The 21197-nt window shown below is 76.6% G+C and carries 16 protein-coding genes; all 16 read left to right on the top strand.

Going from position 1 to position 21197, the window contains the following annotated elements:
• Positions 1-35: 35 nt before the first annotated feature.
• From POF43_RS28545 to bluB, 16 genes are read left to right on the top strand one after another with little or no spacing between them, the layout of a single operon-like run.
• The gene (locus POF43_RS28545) at positions 36-971 is read left to right on the top strand and encodes a cobalamin biosynthesis protein (RefSeq protein WP_271322035.1); all 936 of its coding nucleotides are present in this window, start codon (positions 36-38) and stop codon (positions 969-971) included.
• Positions 968-2476, top strand: coding sequence for a cobyric acid synthase (locus tag POF43_RS28540; protein WP_271314259.1), 1509 nt, complete (start codon positions 968-970; stop codon positions 2474-2476). Before POF43_RS28545 ends, POF43_RS28540 begins: the two co-directional genes overlap by 4 nt.
• The gene (gene cobN / locus POF43_RS28535) at positions 2473-6132 is read left to right on the top strand and encodes a cobaltochelatase subunit CobN (RefSeq protein ID WP_271322034.1); all 3660 of its coding nucleotides are present in this window, start codon (positions 2473-2475) and stop codon (positions 6130-6132) included. Before POF43_RS28540 ends, cobN begins: the two co-directional genes overlap by 4 nt.
• Positions 6129-8189 (top strand): VWA domain-containing protein, encoded by a 2061-nt coding sequence (locus tag POF43_RS28530; RefSeq protein WP_282704829.1) that lies wholly within the window; start codon positions 6129-6131, stop codon positions 8187-8189. Before cobN ends, POF43_RS28530 begins: the two co-directional genes overlap by 4 nt.
• On the top strand, positions 8189-8803 hold the full coding sequence (gene cobO, locus POF43_RS28525; protein WP_271323328.1) for a cob(I)yrinic acid a,c-diamide adenosyltransferase: 615 nt from the start codon (positions 8189-8191) through the stop codon (positions 8801-8803). The genes POF43_RS28530 and cobO overlap by 1 nt, the downstream gene beginning before the upstream one ends.
• A complete protein-coding gene (locus POF43_RS28520) occupies positions 8797-10149 on the top strand; it encodes a cobyrinic acid a,c-diamide synthase CobB (protein ID WP_271323327.1) in 1353 nt (450 codons plus the stop codon). Before cobO ends, POF43_RS28520 begins: the two co-directional genes overlap by 7 nt.
• On the top strand, positions 10142-10897 hold the full coding sequence (gene cobI / locus POF43_RS28515) for a precorrin-2 C(20)-methyltransferase (protein ID WP_271314438.1): 756 nt from the start codon (positions 10142-10144) through the stop codon (positions 10895-10897). Before POF43_RS28520 ends, cobI begins: the two co-directional genes overlap by 8 nt.
• Positions 10894-11694 carry a precorrin-4 C(11)-methyltransferase gene (gene cobM / locus POF43_RS28510; RefSeq protein WP_271323326.1) on the top strand — a complete coding sequence of 267 codons (801 nt, stop codon included), beginning with the start codon at positions 10894-10896 and terminating at the stop codon, positions 11692-11694. Before cobI ends, cobM begins: the two co-directional genes overlap by 4 nt.
• The gene (locus POF43_RS28505) at positions 11691-12836 is read left to right on the top strand and encodes a cobalt-precorrin-5B (C(1))-methyltransferase (RefSeq protein ID WP_271323325.1); all 1146 of its coding nucleotides are present in this window, start codon (positions 11691-11693) and stop codon (positions 12834-12836) included. The genes cobM and POF43_RS28505 overlap by 4 nt, the downstream gene beginning before the upstream one ends.
• A complete protein-coding gene (gene cbiE, locus POF43_RS28500) occupies positions 12833-14029 on the top strand; it encodes a precorrin-6y C5,15-methyltransferase (decarboxylating) subunit CbiE (RefSeq protein ID WP_271314441.1) in 1197 nt (398 codons plus the stop codon). Before POF43_RS28505 ends, cbiE begins: the two co-directional genes overlap by 4 nt.
• Positions 14026-15756 (top strand): precorrin-3B C(17)-methyltransferase, encoded by a 1731-nt coding sequence (gene cobJ / locus POF43_RS28495; protein WP_271323324.1) that lies wholly within the window; start codon positions 14026-14028, stop codon positions 15754-15756. Before cbiE ends, cobJ begins: the two co-directional genes overlap by 4 nt.
• Positions 15753-15980, top strand: coding sequence for a 4Fe-4S binding protein (locus POF43_RS28490; RefSeq protein ID WP_271314443.1), 228 nt, complete (start codon positions 15753-15755; stop codon positions 15978-15980). The genes cobJ and POF43_RS28490 overlap by 4 nt, the downstream gene beginning before the upstream one ends.
• Positions 15977-16582, top strand: coding sequence for a precorrin-8X methylmutase (locus tag POF43_RS28485; RefSeq protein ID WP_271314444.1), 606 nt, complete (start codon positions 15977-15979; stop codon positions 16580-16582). The genes POF43_RS28490 and POF43_RS28485 overlap by 4 nt, the downstream gene beginning before the upstream one ends.
• Positions 16579-17574 (top strand): sirohydrochlorin chelatase, encoded by a 996-nt coding sequence (locus POF43_RS28480; protein WP_271323323.1) that lies wholly within the window; start codon positions 16579-16581, stop codon positions 17572-17574. Before POF43_RS28485 ends, POF43_RS28480 begins: the two co-directional genes overlap by 4 nt.
• On the top strand, positions 17571-19331 hold the full coding sequence (cobC, locus tag POF43_RS35030) for an Rv2231c family histidinol phosphate aminotransferase CobC (protein WP_308217277.1): 1761 nt from the start codon (positions 17571-17573) through the stop codon (positions 19329-19331). The genes POF43_RS28480 and cobC overlap by 4 nt, the downstream gene beginning before the upstream one ends.
• Positions 19328-21040, top strand: a complete 1713-nt coding sequence (bluB, locus tag POF43_RS28465) for a 5,6-dimethylbenzimidazole synthase (protein ID WP_271314446.1) — start codon at positions 19328-19330, stop codon at positions 21038-21040. The genes cobC and bluB overlap by 4 nt, the downstream gene beginning before the upstream one ends.
• Positions 21041-21197 lie beyond the last annotated feature (157 nt).

The raw sequence follows: 21197 nt of genomic DNA, 5'->3' as shown, positions 1-21197 counted from the left end.
CGGTAGTTCGCGCACTCGACGGCTGAGCGGCTGAGGTGCGCCGGTCCGCCACCGCGCTGGGACTGGTCCTGGGTGTCGCCCTGGACGGCCTGCTCGGCGATCCCCGCCATGCCCACCCGGTCGCCGCCTACGGCCGGTACGCCGCCGCGCTCGACCGGCGACTGCACCGCGACGACCACGCCCGCGGCGCCCTGTACGCCGCCGCCGCGCTGCTGCCGCTGGTCGCCGCCGCCGGCCGGCTGGAGGAGATGACCTCCGGCCGGCCGGTACGGCACGTCGCGCTGGTCGCCGCCGCCACCTGGACGGTGCTCGGCGGCCACAGCCTGCGGCGGGTCGCCGCCGACATCGGCGCCACCGTCGAGGCCGGCGACCTGGCCGCCGCCCGGCGACTGCTGCCCAGCCTGTGCGGACGCGACCCGCACGACCTGGACGCCGCCGGCATCGCCCGGGCCACCGTGGAGTCCGTCGCGGAGAACACCTGCGACGCCGTGGTGGCACCGCTGTTCTGGGGCGCGGTCGCCGGCCTGCCCGGCCTGCTCGGCTACCGCGCCGTCAACACCCTGGACGCCATGGTCGGCCACCGCTCCGCGCGCTACGCCCGGTTCGGCACCGCCGCCGCCTGGCTCGACGACGCGGCCAACCTGCTGCCCGCCCGGCTCACCGGCGCCCTGACCCTGCTGGCCGCACCGCTGCTCGGCGGCGACGCCCGCGCCGGACTGGCCGCCTGGCGCACCGGCGCCCACCGCCACCCCAGCCCCAACTCCGGGGTCTGCGAGTCCGCCGCCGCCGGGGTCCTCGGCGTCCGGCTGGGCGGCCGGACCGTCTACGCCGGCCGGGTGGAGGAACGCCCCTGGCTGGGCGCCGGCGCGGACCCCGGTGGCGAAACGGTACGGCAGGCCGTGCGGCTCAGCCGCGCCGTCCAGTTCGGCGCGCTCGCCGCGCTGGCCCTGGTCGCGGGAGCGTGGCGGTGAAGGGGTCGCTGCTGGTCGCCGGAGCCTCCTCCGACGCGGGCAAGAGCATGCTGACGGCCGGCATCTGCCGGTGGCTGCACCGGCGCGGCGTCGACGTGGTGCCGTTCAAGGCGCAGAACATGTCGAACAACTCGGCGGTCACCCACGACGGCGCCGAGATCGGCCGCGCCCAGCAGTTGCAGGCCCACGCCTGCGGCGCCCGGGCCAGCGCCGACATGAACCCGGTGCTGCTCAAGCCGGGCGGCGACCGGCACACCCACGTGGTGCTGCACGGCAAACCGCTCGGCGAGGTCAGCGCCCTGGACTACCGGGAGCTGAAGACCACGCTGCGCCAGGCCGTCCTCGACAGCTACGACCGGCTGCGCGCCGCGCACGACGTGGTGATCTGCGAGGGCGCCGGCAGCCCGGCAGAGATCAACCTGCGCGAGACCGACGTGGCGAACATGTGGCTCGCCGACCAGCGCGACCTGGCGACCCTGGTGGTCGGCGACATCGACCGCGGCGGGGTGTTCGCCGCGCTGTTCGGCACCCTGGCCCTGCTCGACGAGCGCGACCAGTCGCTGGTCGCCGCCTTCGTCGTCAACAAGTTCCGCGGCGACGAGCGGCTGGTCGCCCCCGGCCTGCGGATGCTGCACGACCTGACGGGACGTCAGGTGCTCGGCGCGCTGCCGTGGCTGCCCGGCCTCGTCATCGACGGCGAGGACTCGCTGTCCCTGGTGCGCACCCTCAGCGGCGGCCCGCCGGTCGGCGAGGAACCCCTGCACGTCGCCGCCGTACGGCTGCCGCGCACCTCCAACGCCACCGACCTGGACGCCCTCGGCTGCGAGCCCGGCGTCGTCGTGCAATGGACCACCTCACCGGCCGAGGTCGCCGCCGCCGACCTGGCCGTACTGCCCGGCAGCCGCGCCACCGTCAGCGACCTGGAGTGGCTGCGCGCCACCGGCCTGGCCGACGCGGTCACCGAACGCGCCCGCCGCGGCCGCCCGGTGCTCGGCGTCTGCGGCGGCTACCAGATGCTGGCCGAGACCATCACCGACGACGTCGAGTCGCGCACCGGTACCGTGCCGGGCCTGGCCCTGCTGCCGACCCGGGTGCGGTTCGACGCCGCCAAGACCCTGGGCCGCCCCACCGGCCACGCCGGCGGCATCACGGTCGACACCGCCTACGCCATCCACCACGGCGTCGCCGAACCCACCGGCGCCTGCGAGGAGTTCCTCGGCGGCTGGCGGCGCGGCAGCGTGTGGGGCACCCCCTGGCACGGCTGCCTCGACACCGACGCGTTCCGCCGCGCCTTCCTGCGCGAGGTCGCGGACGCCGCCGGACGCCGCTTCACCCCGGCGCCCGGCACCGACGTCGCCGCGCTGCGCGACCGGCAGCTGGACCTGCTGGCCGACGCCGTCGCCGACCACCTCGACACCGGCGCGCTCGACCGGCTGATCACCGCGGGGCCGCCTGCCGGGCTGCCGACCGTGCGCACCCTGCTGACGCGAGAGGCCACCGCATGATCCTGCTGCTGTCCACCTCCGACACCGACCTGCTCGCCGCCCGCGCGGCCACCGGGCCGGTGCCGTTCCGGTGCGCCAACCCCGCGCGGCTCGACCCCGCCGAACTGCCGGCCCTGCTGGACGGCGCCGAGGTCGCCGTCGTACGGCTGCTCGGCGGCGAGGCGACCTGGCCCGAAGGGCTGCGCGCGGTCCGCGCCTCCGGGGTGCCCACCGTCGTCCTGGGCGGGGAGTCCGCGCCGGACGCCGAACTCATGGCGCTGTCCACCGTGCCGGCCGGTGTCGCCGGCACCGCGCTGGGCTACCTGGCCGAGGGCGGCCCCGGCAACCTCGCCCAGCTGGCCGCCTTCCTGTCCGACACCGTCACCCGCACCGGACACGGCTTCGAGGCGGCCGTGCCGATGCCGACCACCGGGGTGCGCGGCGGCGGAACCCCGCCGGCGCCGAACGGCCGCCCGCGGGTGGGCATCGTGTACTACCGGGCGCACGAACTGTCCGGCAACACCGCCTTCGTCGACGACCTCGCCGCCGCCGTGGAGAACGCCGGCGGCCAGCCCGTGCCGGTCTTCTGCGGATCGCTGCGCGGGCTCGACACCCTCCAGGCGCCGCTGCTGCGACTGCTCGCCGGCTGCGACGCGCTCGTCGTCACGGTGCTGGCGGCCGGCGGAACGGTCCCCGCCGACGCCTCGGCCGGCGGCGCGGAGGAGGCGTGGAGCATCGGCGCGCTCGCCGACCTCGACGTCCCCATCCTCCAGGGCATCTGCCTGACCACCGGCCGCGACGAGTGGGCCGCGGCCGACAGCATCTCGCCGATGGACGCCGCCATGCAGGTCGCCATCCCCGAGTTCGACGGCCGGATCATCGCCGTACCGTTCTCCTTCAAGCAGTTGGGCGACGACGGCCTGCCGGTCTACGTCACCGACCCCGAACGCACCGCCCGGCTGGCGGCCACCGCGTACGCGCACGCCCGGCTGCGGCACGTCGAACCGCAGGACGTGCGGCTGGGCATCGTGCTGTCGTCGTACCCCACCAAGCACGCCCGGGTCGGCAACGCCGTCGGCCTGGACACCCCCGCCTCCGCCGTACGGCTGCTCGCCGCGCTGGCCGCGGCCGGCGTCGACATCGGCGGCCCCGCCCCCGACGACGGCACCGCGCTCATCCACCGGCTGATCGCGGCCGGCGGGCACGACACCGAATGGCTCACCGACGCCCAACTCGCCTCCGCACCGGCCCGGTTGTCGCTGGCGGACTACCGGCGCGAGTTCGACGCGCTGCCCGCCGACCTGCGCGAGCGGATGCGCGAACACTGGGGCGAGCCGCCGGGCACCTTGTACGTCGACGGCGACGACATCGTGCTGGCCGGCCTGCTGCTGGGCAACGTGGCCCTGATGATCCAGCCGCCGCGCGGGTTCGGGGAGAACCCGATCGCCATCTACCACGACCCCGACCTGCCGCCCAGCCACCACTACCTGGCCGCCTACCGCTGGCTGGCCGGGCACTTCGGCGCCGACGCGGTCGTCCACCTGGGCAAGCACGGCACGCTGGAGTGGCTGCCGGGCAAGGGCCTGGGCAACTCCGCGTCCTGCGCGCCCGACGCGGTACTCGGCGACCTGCCGCTGGTCTACCCCTTCATCGTCAACGACCCGGGCGAGGGCACCCAGGCCAAGCGCCGCGCGCACGCCGTCGTCGTCGACCACCTCATCCCGCCGATGGCCCGCGCCGACACCTACGGCGAGCTGGCGAAACTGGAGCAACTGCTCGACGAGTACGCCACGGTGGCCGTACTGGACCCCGACAAGCTGCCGACCGTGCGCGCCCAGATCTGGGAGCTGGTGGAGGCCGCCCAGCTCCACCACGACCTGCACGCCGACGGCATGCCCGACGAGGACTCCTTCGACGACTTCGTGCTGCACCTGGACGGCTACCTGTGCGAGATCAAGGACGTGCAGATCCGCGACGGCCTGCACATCCTCGGTGACGCCCCGGCCGGCGAGGCACGCGTCAACCTGGTGCTGTCCATCCTGCGCGCCCAGCAGATCTTCGGCGGCGCGGTCGCCGTCCCGGGCCTGCGCACCGCGCTGGCCGCGCTGTTCGGCGCCGACGAGACGGCCCTGCTGGCGGCACCGGGCGAGCCGGCGCCGCCCTGCCCGGGGCTGACGTCGCTGGCCGAGGGGCCGTCCACCACCGCCTCCGACGTCGTCGACCTGCTCGAACAGCTCGCCCGCCGGCTGGTGACCGCCATGGACGAGCGCGACTGGGCGGACGGCGCGGCCGACGAGGTCAGCGCCGAGATCCTGGCCCGCCCGGCCCCCGACGTCACCGCGGTGCTGCGGTTCGCCGCCGCCGAGGTGGTGCCCCGGCTGGCCGCCACCACCGACGAACTCACCCGTACCGTGGGCGCGTTGCGCGGCCGGTTCGTCCCGCCGGGCCCCTCCGGCTCGCCGACCCGCGGCGTGGTCTCCGTCCTGCCGACCGGCCGCAACTTCTACTCCGTCGACCCCAAGGCCATCCCGTCGCGCAACGCCTGGTCGGTCGGCGTCGCGCTCGCCGACTCGCTGATCGCCCGCCACCTGGCCGACACCGGCGAGTACCCCGCGTCGGTGGGCCTGACCGTGTGGGGCACCTCCGCGATGCGCACCCAGGGCGACGACATCGCCGAGGTGCTGGCCCTGCTCGGCTGCCGCCCGGTGTGGGACGACCGCTCCCGCCGGGTCACCGGCTTCGAGATCGTCCCGCTCGACGAACTGGGCCGGCCCCGCATCGACGTGACCGTCCGCATCTCCGGCTTCTTCCGCGACGCCTTCAGCCACGTCATCGACCTGATCGACGACGCCGTCACCGCGGTCGCCGCGCTGCAGGAGCCGGCGGACCGCAACCACCTGCGGCGGCACGTCGAGGCCGACCTCGCCGAGCACGGCGACCGCCGCCGCGCCACCCTGCGGGTCTTCGGCTCCAAGCCGGGCGCCTACGGAGCCGGCCTGCTGCCGCTGATCGACGCCCGCAACTGGCACACCGACGCCGACCTCGCCGAGGTCTTCGCCGTCTGGGGCGGCTACGCCTACGGTCGCGGGGTGGCCGGCACCGCGGCCCGCGCCGACATGGAACGCAGCTTCGCGCGCATCGCGGTGGCCGCGAAGAACGCCGACACCCGCGAGCACGACATCGTCGACTCCGACGACTACTTCCAGTACCACGGCGGCATGGTGGCCATGGTCCGGCACCTGACCGGGCGTTCGCCGGCCGCCTACGTCGGCGACTCCGCCGTCCCGTCCGCGGTGCGCACCCGCACCCTCGCCGAGGAGACCCAGCGCGTCTTCCGCTCCCGGGTGGTCAACCCCAAGTGGATCAACGCGATGCGGCGCCACGGGTACAAGGGCGCCTTCGAACTCGCCGCCACCGTCGACTACCTGTTCGGCTACGACGCCACCGCCGGCGTCGTGCAGGACTGGATGTACGAAAAGCTCGCCTCCGCCTACGTCTTCGACGAACCGGTGCGCGACTTCCTGCGCGAGGCCAACCCCTGGGCGCTGCGCGGCATCACCGAACGCCTGCTGGAGGCGGCCGACCGCGGTCTGTGGGCGGAGCCGGAACCCGACACCCTCGACCGTCTGCGGGCGGCCTACCTGGAGGGTGAGGACGACTTGGAGGGCCGGGCATGACGTTCCCGTTCACCGCCGTGCTCGGCGCGGATCCCATGCGGACCGCGCTGATCCTCAACGCCGTGTCGCCGCAGATAGGCGGCGTGCTGGTGCGGGGGGAGAAGGGCACCGCGAAGTCCACCGCCGTGCGCGGTCTGGCCGAGCTGCTGCCGACCCTGCGGTCCGCGGCCGGCTGCCGGTTCGGCTGCGACCCCCAAGCCCCCGAGCCGGCCTGCCCCGACGGGCCGCACCCGGCCGGCGACGGGCTCGAACACCGGCCGCGGCTGGTGGAGCTGCCGGTCGGCGCGTCCGAGGACCGGGTCATCGGCTCGCTGGACCTGGAACGCGCGCTGGGCGAGGGCGTGACCGCCTTCCAGCCCGGCCTGCTGGCCGCCGCGCACCGCGGCGTGCTCTACGTCGACGAGGTCAACCTCCTCGCCGACCATCTGGTCGACGTGCTGCTCGACGCCGCCGCGATGGGCCGCAACCACGTGGAGCGCGACGGGGTCTCCGTCTCGCACCCGGCGCGGTTCCTGCTCATCGGCTCGATGAACCCCGAGGAGGGCGAACTGCGCCCTCAACTCCTGGACCGCTTCGGCCTCGCCGTCGACGTGGCGGCCAGCCGCGACCCGAAGATCCGGGTGGAGGTGGTGCGCCGCCGGCTGGCCGCCGACGCCGACCCGGACGCCTTCGCCCGCCGCTGGGCACCGCAGCAGCACGACCTCGCCGCCCGGATCGCCGCCGCCCGCGACCGCCTGCCGCACGTGCGGCTCGGCGACGGCGCCCTGGTGCGCATCGCCGAGGTGTGCGCCGCCTTCGACGTCGACGGCATGCGCGCCGACATCGTCATGGCGCGCACCGCGCTGGCCCACGCCGCCTGGAACGACCGCGACGAGGTCACCACCGACGACGTACGGGCCGCCGCCCTGCTCGCCCTGCCGCACCGGCGCCGCCGCAACCCGTTCGACGAACCGGGCCTGGACGAGAAGCAGCTCGACGACGTCCTCGACCGCCCCGACGACGACCCCGAGCCCGACCCCGGCCCGGCCGGCGGCCCGCCCCCCGCCGGCCCCGACGACGGCCCGGGCGACGGCCAGGGCGACGACGGCGCCGGCGGCGACACCGGCCGGCCCGAGACCACCACCCCCGACGCCGGCCCGTCCGACGCCGGCACCCGCGACGGCGCGACGCCCGACAGCGCCCCCGCCGACCCCGAACCGGCCGGGGCCGAAGCCTCCGACGCCCGGCCGTCCGGCACCGGCGGCCCGACACCGCCGACCGCGTCCGACGGCCCGGCGGCGCAGCGGTCCGCACCCGTCGGGGCGGCCGGCCGGGTCCGCCGGCTGACCGGCTCCGGCCGCGCCGCCGCCACCCCCGGCCGCCGCGCGCAGGCGCGCACCGGCGCCGGACGCACCACCGGCGTGCTGCCGGCCGGCGCGCCCGCCGGACCGCCGCACCTGCCCGCCACCCTGGCCGCCGCCGCCCCGCACCAGGCCGCCCGGGGACGCGGCAGCGGCCCGGTCAGGTTCCGCGTCCAGGACGTGCGGCGCGCCGAACGGCGCGGCCGCGAGGGCAACCTGGTGCTGTTCGTCGTCGACGCCAGCGGCTCGATGGGCGCCCGCTCCCGGATGAGCGAGGTCAAGGGCGCGGTCCTGGGCCTGCTGCTCGACGCCTACCAGCGCCGCGACAAGGTCGGCCTGATCACCTTCCGCGACGCCGGCGCCGAGGTGGTGCTGCCGCCGACGAGTTCGGTCGACTTCGCCGCCCGCCGGCTGGCCGCCATCCCCACCGGCGGCCGCACCCCGCTGGCCGCCGGCCTGGTCACCGCCGGGCGCGTCATCGACGGCGAACGGCTGCGCGACCCGCTGCGCCGGCCCCTGGTGCTGCTGATGACCGACGGCCGCGCCGACAACTCCACCGCGGTGCGGGCCGGCGCCGCACTGCGCGGCCACGACCTGGTCGTCGTCGACTGCGAACGCGGCCCGGTCCGGCTCGGCCTGGCCCGCCGCCTGGCCGCCGACCTGGGCGCCGACTACCTGCCGCTGGGCGAGTTCACCACCGAAGGGGAGGCGGCCTGATGCCGCAGGGCAAGCCCGCCACGGTGCCCGACGACGGGCTCACCACCCGCCAGCGCCGCAACCGGCCGCTGACCGTCGTGCACACCGGCACGATGAAGGGCAAGTCGACCGCCGCCTTCGGCCTGGCGCTGCGCTGCTGGACGGCCGGCGTGCCCATCGGCGTCTTCCAGTTCGTCAAGTCCGCGAAGTGGCGCGTCGGTGAGGAGACCGCGTTCGCCGCGCTGGACCGGACGCACCGCGAGACCGGCCAGGGCGCCCCCGTCACCTGGCACAAGATGGGCGAGGGCTGGTCGTGGATCCAGCGCCCCGGCACCCAGGCCGACCACGCCGCCGACGCGCTGGAGGGCTGGCGGCAGGTCCAGCGCGACCTGGCCGCCGAACGCCACGGCCTGTACGTCCTCGACGAGTTCACCTACCCGATGGCCTGGGGCTGGGTCGACACCGCCGAGGTGGTCGCCACCCTGCGCGACCGCCCCGGCTTCCAGCACGTGGTCATCACCGGCCGCAACGCCCCCGCGGAACTGGTCGGCGCCGCCGACCTGGTCACCGAGATGACGAAGGTCAAGCACCCGATGGACACCGGCCAGAAGGGCCAGCGGGGGATCGAATGGTGAGTCCCGCCCGCCTGGTGGTCGCCGCCGCGACCAGCGGCGCCGGCAAGACGATGCTGGCCACCGGCCTGATGGCCGCGCTGCGCCGCACCGGGCTGCGCGTCAGCGGCCACAAGGTCGGCCCGGACTACATCGACCCCGGCTACCACGCGCTGGCCACCGGCCGCCCCGGCCGCAACCTCGACCCGTGGCTGGTCGGCGAGGACCGGGTGGCGCCGCTGCTGCTGCACGGCGCCACCGTCCCCGAGCCGGCCGACGTCGCCGTGGTCGAAGGCGTCATGGGACTGCACGACGGCATGGTCGGGCGCGGCGACTTCGCCTCCACCGCCCACGTCGCCCGGCTGATCGCCGCACCCGTCCTGCTGGTGCTCGACACCGCCGCCCAGGGCCGCACCGCCGCCGCCGTCGTGCACGGCCTGCGCGGCTTCGACCCCGCCGTACGGGTCGGCGGCGTGGTGCTCAACCGGGTCGGCAGCCCCCGGCACGAGAGCCTGCTGCGCGACGCGATGGAAGAGGTCGGCGTGCCCGTCCTCGGCGTCCTGCCGCGCACCGAGGGCATCGTGACCCCCTCGCGGCACCTGGGCCTCGTCCCGGCCGCCGAACGGCACGCCGAGGCCGAGGCGGTCGTGGCGGCGCTGGCCGACCTGGTGGCCGATGGCGTCGACCTGGCCGCCGTCCTCGACCTGGCCCGCACCGCGCCGGACCTGCCGGTGGCCGCCTGGGACCCGGACCGCGAGGTCGAGGCGGTCGGCGGCGGGGTGCGGATCGCCGTCGCGGGCGGCGCCGCGTTCAGCTTCGGCTACGCGGAGACCACCGAACTGCTCACCGCCGCCGGGGCCGACGTGGTCACCCTCGACCCGCTGCGCGACACCGCGCTGCCCGACGGCACGGCCGGCCTGGTCCTCGGCGGCGGCTTCCCCGAGGAGCACGCCGAGCAGCTGTCGGCCAACGCCGCGCTGCGCGCCGAGATCGCCGCCTTCGACGGACCGGTCACCGCCGAGTGCGGCGGCCTGCTGTACCTGTGCCGCAGCCTGGACGGCCTGCCCATGGCCGGGGTGCTCGACGCGCACGCCGCCATGGGGCCGCGGCTGACCCTGGGGTACCGCGAGGCCGTCGCCGTCGCCGAGTCACCGGCCGCCAAACCGGGGGAGCGGGTGACCGGGCACGAGTTCCACCGCACCGTCACCGACCCGCCGCACGGCGGCACCGAGGCCTGGCGCTACACCGGCACCGCCGGCGGCAGCCGGCACGGCTGGGCCACCCCCCGGCTGCACGCCGCCTACCTGCACACCCACTGGGCCGGCCGCCCCGGCGCCGCCCGCCGCTTCGTGGAGGCCTGCCGTGGCTGACGAGACCGCCGTGCTGACCGGCGTCGGCGTGGGACCGGGGGACCCGCAGCTGCTCACGCTGCGCGGCCTGGCCGTCCTGCGCGACGCCGACCTCGTCGTGGTCCCGGTGCGCGACGACGCCGACGAGGAGGGCCACGCCGAACGCATCGTGCGCGCCCACCTGCCCGACGCCCCGCTGCTGCGGGCGCCGTTCGCCCTCACCGAACGCCACGGGGTGACCGGCCGCCGCAGCAACGCCTGGGACCGGGCCGCCGCCCTGGTCACCGACGCCTTCGCCGGTGGCGCCCGGCGGATCGCGTTCGCCACCATCGGCGACCCCAACGTCTACTCCACCTTCGGCTACCTCGCCGAAACCGTCCGCGGCACCCGCCCCGACGTGACCGTCACCACGGTGCCGGGCATCACCGCCATGCAGGAACTGGCCGCCGCCAGCGGCACCGTGCTGTGCGAGGGCCGCGAACCGCTGATCCTGCTGCCGGCCAACGCCGACACCGCGCTGCTGGAGACGGTGCTGGGTGACGGACCGCTGGCCGGCGCGTCGGTCGTCGCCTACAAGGGCGGCCGGCGCTGGCCCGCGCTGCGCGCCGCGCTCGCCGCCCGCGGCCGGCTGACCGCCGCCGTGGTCGGCAGCCGGCTCGGCCGGCCCGACCAGGCCCTCGCCGCCGCCGACGCCGTCGAGGGCGAACTGCCCTACCTGACCACCGTGCTCGCCCCCGCGGCGCGCACCGGCCGAGGGAGCAAACTGTGACGCCCGCAACCGTCGTCTTCGTGGGAGCGGGCCCCGGTGCCGCCGACCTGATCACCCTGCGCGGCGCCCGCGCCATCGCCCGCGCCGACATCGTGGTGTGGGCCGCCAGCCTCGTGCACCCCGACGTGCTGGAGCACGCCCGCCCCGACGCCGAGATCGTCGACTCCGCGCAACTGCCCATGGAGGGCGTCCTGCCGCTGTACGAGCGGGCCGCCCGCGACGGGCTGACCGTCGCGCGGGTGCACTCCGGCGACCCGGCGCTGTGGGGTGCGATCGGCGAGCAGATCACCCAGTGCCGCAAACTCGGCCTGGCCGTCGAGGTGGTGCCGGGCGTCTCGGCGTTCACCGCGCTGGCCGCCACCGAGCAACTGGAGCTGACCGTCCCCGAGGTCAACCAGTCGGTCGTCCTGACCCGGCTGGAGGGCGGCAAGACGCCGATGCCGGAACGCGAGTCGATCCGCGCGTTCGCCGCGCACGGCTCCACCATGGCGGTCTTCCTGTCGGCCGCCCGCTCCCGGGTCCTGCAGGACGAGCTGCTGGCCGGCGGCTACCCGCCGAACACGCCGGTCGTCGTCGGCTACCGGGTCAGCTGGCCGGACGAACTCGTCGTGCGCTGCACCGTGGAGACGCTGACCGAGACGACCCGCCGCCACAAACTGTGGAAGCACACCTTGTTCCTGGTCGGCGCCGGGCTCGGCGAGCACGACACCCGCTCGCACCTGTACCACCCCGGCCACTTCCACGGCCACCGCCGGGCCGACCCGGCCGCCCGCCGCCAGCTGAAGGGGGAGCGGTGAGCGCCGAGGAACCACCCCTGCGCGAACCGGACCTGCCGCGCACCGCGAAGGTCCGGCCCCAGGCGCTGCGCACCGGCTGGACCACCGGCACCTGCGCCGCCGCCGCGGCCAAGGCGGCGGCCACCGCGCTGCTGACCGGCGCGGTGCAGACCGACGTCGAGATCGCCCTGCCCTCCGGGCGCCGCGTCGGCTTCCCCGTGGAGCGCTGCGACGTCGAACCCGGCCGCCGCGCCGAGGCCGTCGTCGTCAAGGACGCCGGCGACGACCCGGACGTCACCCACGGCGCCCACCTGACCGCCACCCTGCGCTGGCGCGACAGCGCCGGGCTGGAACTGGAGGGCGGCACCGGCGTCGGCACCGTCACCAAGCCCGGCCTGGGCCTGGCCCTCGGCGGCCCGGCCATCAACGACACCCCGCGCCGGATGATCGAGTACTCCGTCGGCGAGGTCATCGACCTGCTGGAACGCGGCGTCACCGCCGTCATCAGCGTCCCGCAGGGCGAGAAGATGGCCCGCAAGACCACCAACGCCCGGCTCGGCATCCTGGGGGGCATCAGCATCCTGGGCACCACCGGCGTCGTGCGGCCGTTCTCCACCGCCTCCTGGCGGGCCAGCGTCATGCAGGCCGTCAGCGTGCTGGCCGCCCAGGGCGGGACCACCCTGGTGCTGTGCACCGGCGCCCGCACCGAGCACGCCGCCCGCGCCCTGCGGCCCGACCTGCCCGAGGTCGCCTTCGTCGAGGTCGGCGACTTCACCGGCGCCGCGCTGCGCGTCGCGGTCGACAAGGGCCTGACCGGCGTGGTCTTCGTCGGCATGGCCGGCAAGCTCACCAAACTCGCCGCCGGCGTCCTGATGACCCACTACACCCGCTCGCGCATCGACACCGACCTGCTGGCCGGCCTCAGCCGCGAAGCCGGGCTGCTGGCCGCCGCCGTCGAGGAGGTCGCCGGCGCCAACAGCGCACGGCACGCCTACGAGATCTGGCAGCGCGAGGGCCTGCTCGCCACCGCCGGTGAACTGCTGTGCGGCCGCGTCGCCGACGTCCTGGCCCGCTTCACCGACCACCGGCTGCGCGTGGACGTCTCCCTCGTCGACTTCACCGGCCACGACCTCATCGCCTCCAGCCGGCGGTGGGCGGCGTGAACCCGACCGTGGTGGGCGTCAGCGGCGACGCCCGGCTCGGCGACGCCGCCCGCGCGGCCGTCGACACCGCCGGCCTGCTCGTCGGCTCCCCGGCCAACCTCGCGCTCGCCGCGGCCCCCGACGACGTTGAACGCGTCGAACTCGGCCCGCTGGCACCGGCGTTGGCCCGGCTGGCCGACGCACCGCAGGCGGTGGTCGTCGCCAGCGGGGACCCGGGACTGTTCGGCATCGTGCGTGCCCTGCGCGCCGCCGGGCACGACCCGCACGTCATCCCGGCCGTCTCCTCGGTGGCCGCCGCCTTCGCCCGGCTGGCCCTGCCGTGGGACGACGCGGTCGTCGTCTCCGCCCACGGCCGCGACCCGGGCCCCGCCGTCAACGCCTGCCGCGCGTTCGGCACCGTCGCGGTGCTGACCGGGCCCGGCGCCGGACCGGTCGAACTCGCCCGCCAACTCGTCGGCTGGCCGCGGCAGATGGTGGTCGCCGAACGCCTCGGCCTGCCCGGCGAACGCGTCACCCGCCTGCCGTCACGGGAACTGGCCACCCGCGACCCGGCCGACTTCGCCGCGCTGACCACCGTCGTCTGCCTCGACGGCCGGCCGGCCGGCGCCGCCCGCCGCGACAACCAGCCGGCCGCACCGCCGGCGGACGGCTGGGCGCTGCCCGAGACCGCCTACGCGCACCGCGACTCGATGATCACCAAGGCCGAGGTACGCGCCTGGGCCTTGGCCCGGCTGCGGCCCCGGCTCGGCCGCCTGGTGCTCGACCTCGGCGCCGGCAGCGGCTCGGTCGGCGTGGAGTGCAACCGGCTCGGCGCCGCCGTGGTGTGCGTCGAACGCGACGCCGACGCCTGCGCCACCATCACCGCCAACGCCGAACGGCACGGCGCCCGCGTCCGCGTCGAACACGCCGACGCCGCCGAAGCCGTGGCCCAACTGCCCGACGCCGACGCCGCGTTCGTCGGCGGCGGCGGTCCCGGCGTGGTGGCGGCCGTCGCCGACCGCGCGGTGCCCACCGTCGTGGCCGCCTTCGCCGCCCTCGACCACGCCGTCACCGCGCGGCGCCTGCTGACCGAACGCGGCTACCACGTCGAAGGCGTCCAGCTGTCGGCCGCCCGCCTCGCCGACCTGCCCGGCGGATCCACCCGCCTCGCGGCGACCAATCCGGTACTCGTCCTGACGGGAGAACAGCGATGACCACACCCACCCGCATCGGCGTCATCGCGGTGACCGCCGCCGGCCGCCGCACCGCCGAACAACTCCGGCTGGCCTGGCCGGAACGCGTCGAGGCGATCCAGGCCGACAGCGGCGCCCAGGCCCTGCGCGACGCGTTCGGCCGCTGCGACGCGGTGGTCGCCGTCATGGCGGCCGGCGCCGTCGTCCGGGTCCTCGCCCCGCTGATCGCGGCCGGCGACAAGGCCACCGACCCGGCGGTGCTGGTGATCGACGAGACCCACCGGTTCGTCGTACCGCTGCTGGGCGGACACGCGGCCGGCGCCAACCGGCTGGCCGGCGAGATAGCCGCCCTGACCGGCGCCCAGCCGGTCCTGACCACCGCCACCGACGCCGCCGGCCTGCCCGGGCTCGACGAACTCGGCTGGCCGGCGCACGGCGACATCGCGGGCCTGACCCGCCGGATGCTCGACGGCGAGCCGGTCACCCTCGCCACCGACGCCACCTGGCCGCTGCCCAGTCTCGGCCCCGCCGTCACCACCGTCACGGCCGGCGCCGAGGAGGCCGGCACCGCCGACGTCCGCCCGGACCTCGCCATCAGCGACCGTACCGACGCCGACGCGACCGTGGTGCTGCGCCCGCCGTCCCTGGTCGCCGGCATGGGGGCCAGCCGCGGCGTCCCCGCCGACGAGGCCGAGACCCTGCTGCGCGACACCCTGCGCGACGCGGGCCTGGCGATCGAATCCCTCGCCGCCCTCGCCACCGCCGACGTCAAGGCCGACGAACCCGGCCTCGTCGAACTCGCCCGCCGCCTCGGCCTGCCCCTGGTCACCCACCCCGCCGACCGGCTGGCCGGCGTCACCGTGCCCAACCCCAGCGAGGTCGTCCGCCAGGCCGTCGGCACCCCCAGCGTCGCCGAGGCCGCCGCCGTCCTGGGCACCGGGCGGACCCCCGGCACCCTGCTGGTGCCCAAACGCGCCGCCGCGATGTCCACCGTGGCCATCGCCCGGCACGCCCCGCGCGGCCGGCTCGCCGTCGTCGGGCTCGGCCCCGGCTCCCCGCAGACCCTCACCCCCGCCGCCCGCGACGAACTGCGCCGCGCCTCCGTCGTCGTCGGCCTCGACCAGTACGTCGACCAGATCCGCCACCTGCTGCGTCCCGGCACCCGCATCCTGTCCTCCGGCCTCGGCCAGGAGGAGGAACGCGCCCACACCGCCGTCGCCCGCGCCCGCGACGGCCACGCCGTGGCACTCATCGGCTCCGGGGACGCCGGGGTCTACGCGATGGCCTCACCCGCCCTGGAGGCCGCCGACGCCGGCATCGACGTCGTCGGGGTGCCCGGCGTCACCGCCGCGCTCGCCGCCGCGTCCGTGCTCGGCGCCCCGCTCGGCCACGACCACTGCTACCTGAGCCTGTCCGACCTGCACACCCCCTGGCCCGCCATCGAACGACGGCTGCGCGCCGTCGCCGAGGCCGACCTGGTGCTCGTCGTGTACAACCCGCGCAGCGCCAAACGCGACTGGCAGCTCGACCGCGCCCTGGAACTGCTCGCCGAGCACCGCCCGCCGCACACCCCGATCGGCGTGGTGCGCAACGCCACCCGCCCCGACCAGCAGTCCTGGCTGACCACCCTGGCCGACGCCGACACCTCCCGCGTCGACATGTACTGCCTGGTCGTCGTCGGCTCCAGCACCAGCCGGATCGTCGGCGGCCGGATGGTCACCCCGCGCGGCTACCGGTGGATGCCGTGACCACCGCGACCCGGGCCGACATCGGCGCCTGCCAGGGCTGCGGCGCCTGCCTGCTGACCTGCCCCGAACGGGCCATCCGCCCCGGCCCGCAATCCGGCCGGCGGCTGATCGTCCTCGACCGCTGCACCGGCTGCGGCGAATGCGTGGAGATCTGCCCCGTCGACGCCATCCGCCTGATCACCGCCGGACCACCGCCGCGCCACCGCGAGGAGATGCCGTCATGAGCCCCCGCGCCGTCCACCCCATCGAAGCCGAGTCGTACCGGATCCTGCACTCGCGCGCCGACCTGTCCGCGCTGCCGCCGCTGACCCGGGCGGTCACCGAACGCGTCGTGCACGCCAGCGCCGACCTCGACTACGTCACCGACCTGCGCTGCGACGAGGCCGCGCTGCGGGCCGCGCACGCCGCGCTGCGGGCCGGCTGCCCGGTCGTCACCGACGTGGAGATGGTCGCCGCCGGCGTCACCCGGCGCGACCTCACCGGCCCGGTCCTGTGCCGCGTCACCGACCCGCGGGCCGCCCCGCTCGCTCGCGAACAGGGCATCACCCGGTCGGCCGCCGCCGTCCGGCTCGCCCACGCCGAGACCGGCCCCGGCGCCGTGTGGGTCATCGGCTGCGCCCCGACCGCCCTGGTCGAACTGCTGCGGATCGACGCGCGCCCGGCCCTGGTCGTCGGACTGCCCGTCGGCTTCGTCGGCGCCGCGGAGTCCAAGGCCGCCCTGCGCGAGTCCGGTCTGCCCGCGGTCAGCAACGTCAGCGAGAAAGGCGGGTCGGCCGTGGCCGCCGCCGCGCTCAACGCCCTGTTGTACACGGAGGAGTCACGATGACAGACCCCCAGGCCCTGCTGGTCGTCGGCCACGGCACCCGCAGCACGGCCGGAGTGGCCGAGTTCACCGCGTTCATCGACCGCCTCAAGCGCCGGACGCCCACCGCGTTCCCGGCCGTCGAGGGCGGGTTCATCGAACTGTCCGACCCGCCGGTCACCGACGCCGCCGGCGCGCTGGCCACCACCGGACACCTCGACATGGTGGCCGTGCCCCTGGTGCTGGTCGCGGCCGGCCACGGCAAGGGCGACATCCCGGCGGCCCTGCTGCGCGAGACCGTGCGCCACCCCGGCATGACCTACCGCTACGGCCGCCCGCTCGGCCCGCACCCGGTGCTGCTCGACCTGGTGGCCGCGCGCGTCGACGCCACCGACGACGGAACGCCCCGCGACGACGTGCACGTCCTGCTCGTCGGCCGCGGCTCCACCGACCCGGACGCCAACGCCGAGATCACCAAGGTCGCGCGCCTGCTGTGGGAGGGCCGCGGCTGGGCCGGGGTCGAGACCGCGTTCATCAGCCTCGCCGACCCCGCCGTACCGGCCGGCCTGGAACGGCTGCGCCGGCTCGGCGCCCGCCGCATCGTCGTCGCCCCCTACTTCCTGTTCTCCGGCATCCTGCCCGACCGCGTCGTGGAACAGACCCGGGCGTACGCCGCCGACCACCCCGAACTGGCCGTCACCGTCGCCGACGTCATCGGCGACTGCGAGGAACTGGCCGACCTCGTCGAGGAGCGCTACGCCGAAGCCATCGCCGGCGACATCCGGATGAACTGCGACACCTGCGTCTACCGGGTGGCGCTGCCCGGCTTCGGCCACCGCGTCGGCCAGCCGCAGCGCCCGCACTCCCACCCCGCCGACGGCGCCCACGACCACGGCGACCACCACCACGACCACGGGGACCACGGCGACCACCACGGTCACGACGACCACCACCACGACCACGCACCGGCCGCCCCGCAGGCCACCACCCCCGACAGCTCCCTGGGGCGTCGATGACGTCGGCCGTCGACCTGCTGCACCACGGCGACGCCGAGACCGGGCCCGGCCTGCTCGACCTCGCCGTCAACGTCCGCCCCGGGCCGCCGCCGCAGTGGCTCACCGCGGCCGTGCTGTCCGCCTGCGCCCGCCTCGACAGCTACCCCGACCCGCGCGCCGCCACCGCGGCCGTCGCCGCCCGGCACGGCCGCGCCGACGGCGAGGTGCTGGTCACCGCCGGGGCGGCGGAGGCGTTCACCCTCGTCGCCCACGGCCTGCCGCGCGGTCACGCCGCCGTCGTCCACCCGCAGTTCACCGAACCGGAGGCCGCCCTGCGCGCCGCCGGCTGGCCGATCACCCGGATCCCCCTCGAACCGGGTCAGCCGCTGAACGCCGACCTCGTACCGGACGCCTGCACCCTGGTCGTCGTCGGCAACCCCACCAACCCCACCGGCACGCTGCACCCCCGCGAGGTGCTCACCGCCCTGCGCCGGCCCGGCCGCGTCCTGCTCGTCGACGAGGCGTTCATGGACGCCGTGCCCGGCGAACCCGAGAGCCTGGCCGGCGCCGCCGACCTCACCGGCGTCCTCGTGGTCCGTTCCCTCACCAAGACCTGGGGACTGGCCGGACTGCGCATCGGCTACCTCCTCGGCGACCCCGGGGCCGTCGCCGCCTGCGCCCGGGTCCAGCCGCGCTGGTCGGTCTCCGCGCCGGCCCTGTCCGCCGCCGTCGCCTGCTGCGCCCCGGACGCCGTCGCCCAGGCCGCCGACCACGCCCGCGAACTGACCGCGGCCCGCGAGAAACTGCGCGCCCAGCTGACCGACCGCGGCTTCGAGCTGGTCACCGACTCCGTCGGCCCGTTCCTGCTCACCCGCCACCCCGCCCGGCCCGGCCTGCACGCCGAACTGCGCGGCCGGGGCGTCGCCGTGCGCCGCGCCGACACCTTCCCCGGCCTCGGCCCCGGCTGGATCCGGATCAGCGTCCGCGACGACGACACCACCGCCCTGCTGCTCGACGCCCTCGACGACACCCGGCACGTCCGGCCGGCCGGCACCGTCACCCTGGTCGGCGGCGGCCCCGGCCAGAACGGGCGCATCACCGTCGACGGCCTCATCGCCCTCCAGCGCGCCGACGTCGTGGTCACCGACCACCTCGCCCCGCGCGGCCTGCTGGACCACCTCCCGCCGCACGTCACCGTGATCGACGCCGCCAAGCACCCGCGCGGGCCGGCCACACCGCAGGAGACCATCAACCGGCTGCTCGTCGAACACGCCGGCGCCGGCCGGCGCGTCGTACGGCTCAAGGGCGGCGACCCCTTCGTCTTCGGCCGCGGCTACGAGGAGATCGAGGCCTGCGCCGCCGCCGGCATCGCCGTCGACGTCTGCCCCGGCGTCAGCAGCGCCATCGCCGGCCCGGCCGTCGCCGGAATCCCCGTCACCCACCGCGGCTCCACCCAGGGCTTCACCGTCGTCTCCGGCCACCTGCCCCCCGACCACCCCGGCAGCACCGTCGACTGGAGCGCCCTCGCCCGCGGCGGCACCACCCTCGTCGTCCTCATGGGCGTCGCCACCCTCGGCGCCATCACCGCGAAACTGCGCGCGTCCGGCCTGCCCGGCGACACCCCCGCCGCCGTCGTCGCCGACGCCGGCCACCACGACCAGCGCCAGCTGCGCGGCACCCTCGACAGCATCGCCGCCGACGCCGAGGCCGCCGCCATCCAGCCGCCGGCCATCACCGTCATCGGGGCCGTTGCCGCCCTGCGCCCGGAGCCCCGATGACCTGGCCCCGCCCGGTGCCCACCATCGGCGACCCCACCTCCGCCGCGGCCCGCGCCGCCGCCTCCGACGGCTGGGCGTTCCCCGACGCCACCGTCGCCGCGCTGCACGAGGTCATCGGCGCCCGGCGCGACGTACGCCGCTACCGCCCCGACCCGATCGACCCCGGGCAACTGCGCCAGGTGCTGGCCGCCGGCCACCGGGCACCGTCCGTCGGCCACTCCCAGCCCTGGCGGTTCGTCACCGTCACCGAGCAGGCCACCCGCGACCGCGCCGCCCTGCTCGCCGACCGCGAACGGCTGCGCCAGGCCGACCTGCTCCCGCCGGACCGCCGCGCCCGCATGCTCGACCTCCAGCTCGACGGCATCCGCGAGGCACCGGTGGGCATCGTCGTGGCCTGCGACCGCCGGGCCCCGGCCACCGGCGTCCTGGGCCGGGCCACCTTCCCCGACACCGACCTGTGGAGCTGCGCCTGCGCCGTGCAGAACATCTGGCTGGCCGCCCGCGCCGTCGGCCTCGGCGTCGGCTGGGTGACCCTGTTCCGCCCCGAGGACCTCGCCGACCTGCTCGGCCTGCCCGACGGCGTCGAGACCCTCGGCTGGCTCTGCCTGGGCCGGCCCGACGAACGGCCCCCCGCCCCCGGCCTGGAACGGCAGGGCTGGTCCCAGCGGCTGCCCCTGGACGACGTCGTCGTCGCCGAACGCTGGCCCGCCACCGCCGCGCCGCCACCGCCGGTCTCCCACCTGGCCGGCCCCGACCAGCACGCCGTCGTCGCCGCCCGCGACACCGGTGACGACCTGCTCGCCGTACCCGGATCGCTGGGCCGGCTCGACGCCGCCGTCAACCGGGTGCTCGCGCTCAGCGCCGAACCGCCGCGGACCGGCACCCTGGTGGTGTCCGTCGGCCGGCACCCCGTCACCCGCCACCAGGTGTCCGCCTACCCCGACTCCGTCACCGACGACGTCCTGGCCGCCACCCGGGCCGGCGACTCGCTCGGCGCCGCCGCCGCCCGCCGCGCGGGCCTGCGCCTGGTCACCCACGACGCCCGGCCCACCGGCCCGCAGGGCGACCTGGTGGACGGCGACGCGCTGAGCCCCGTCGACGCCCAGGACCTGATCGCCCGCGGCATCCCGATCGGCCGGGCCGCCGCCGCCCACGGCCTGGTCTGCCTGGGTGAGGTCGGCATCGGCAACACCACGGTCGCCGCCGCCCTGTGCTGCGCGCTGCTCGACCTGCCGGCCGCCGACGCCGTCGGCCTGGGCGCCGCCGCCGACACCGGCATGATGCGGCACAAGGCGGACGTCGTCGACCGCGCCCTGCGCCGGGCCCGCGCCGCCCACGGCCCCGACCTGGCCGACCCGGTCACCGCGCTCGCCGCCCTCGGCGGCCCCGACATCGCCCTGCTGACCGGGGTCGTCCTCGGCGCCGCCGCCGGCCGGGTCCCCGTCGTCCTCGACGGCCTGGCCACCTCCGTCGCCGCGCTGCTGGCCGTACGCCTGGAACCGGCCGCGCAAAGCGCCCTCGTCGCCGGCCAGCGCAGCCGCGAACGCGCGCACGGCGTCGTCCTCACCGAACTGGGCCTGGAACCACTGCTCGAACTGCGCCTGCGGGCCGGCGAGGGCGTCGGCGCCTGCCTGGCCGCCCAACTCCTGCTCAGCGCCCTGGAGATCCGCCGCACGACGGGCCGCGTCCGCGAGGAGGACACGGGGTGACCTGCGGGGTCGAGGCGGTGCGGGGTGGTCGCGTCCGCGTGGGGTCGCGTGGGGCGGGGGTGCGGCGGGGGCCGGCGCGTGCGTTGCCCATGTCGGCGTGGGGTGCGCCGGACGGGTGCCGTTGCCTGCGGCCCGTGCCCGTCTGGGTTCGGCGAGG

The sequence above is a fragment of the Streptantibioticus silvisoli genome, assembly GCF_027947535.2.
In the GTDB taxonomy this organism is placed as follows: Bacteria; Actinomycetota; Actinomycetes; order Streptomycetales; family Streptomycetaceae; genus Streptantibioticus_C; species Streptantibioticus_C silvisoli.
Note: the sequence above shows the minus strand (reverse complement) of the source record. Positions and strands in the feature narration are given on the sequence as shown.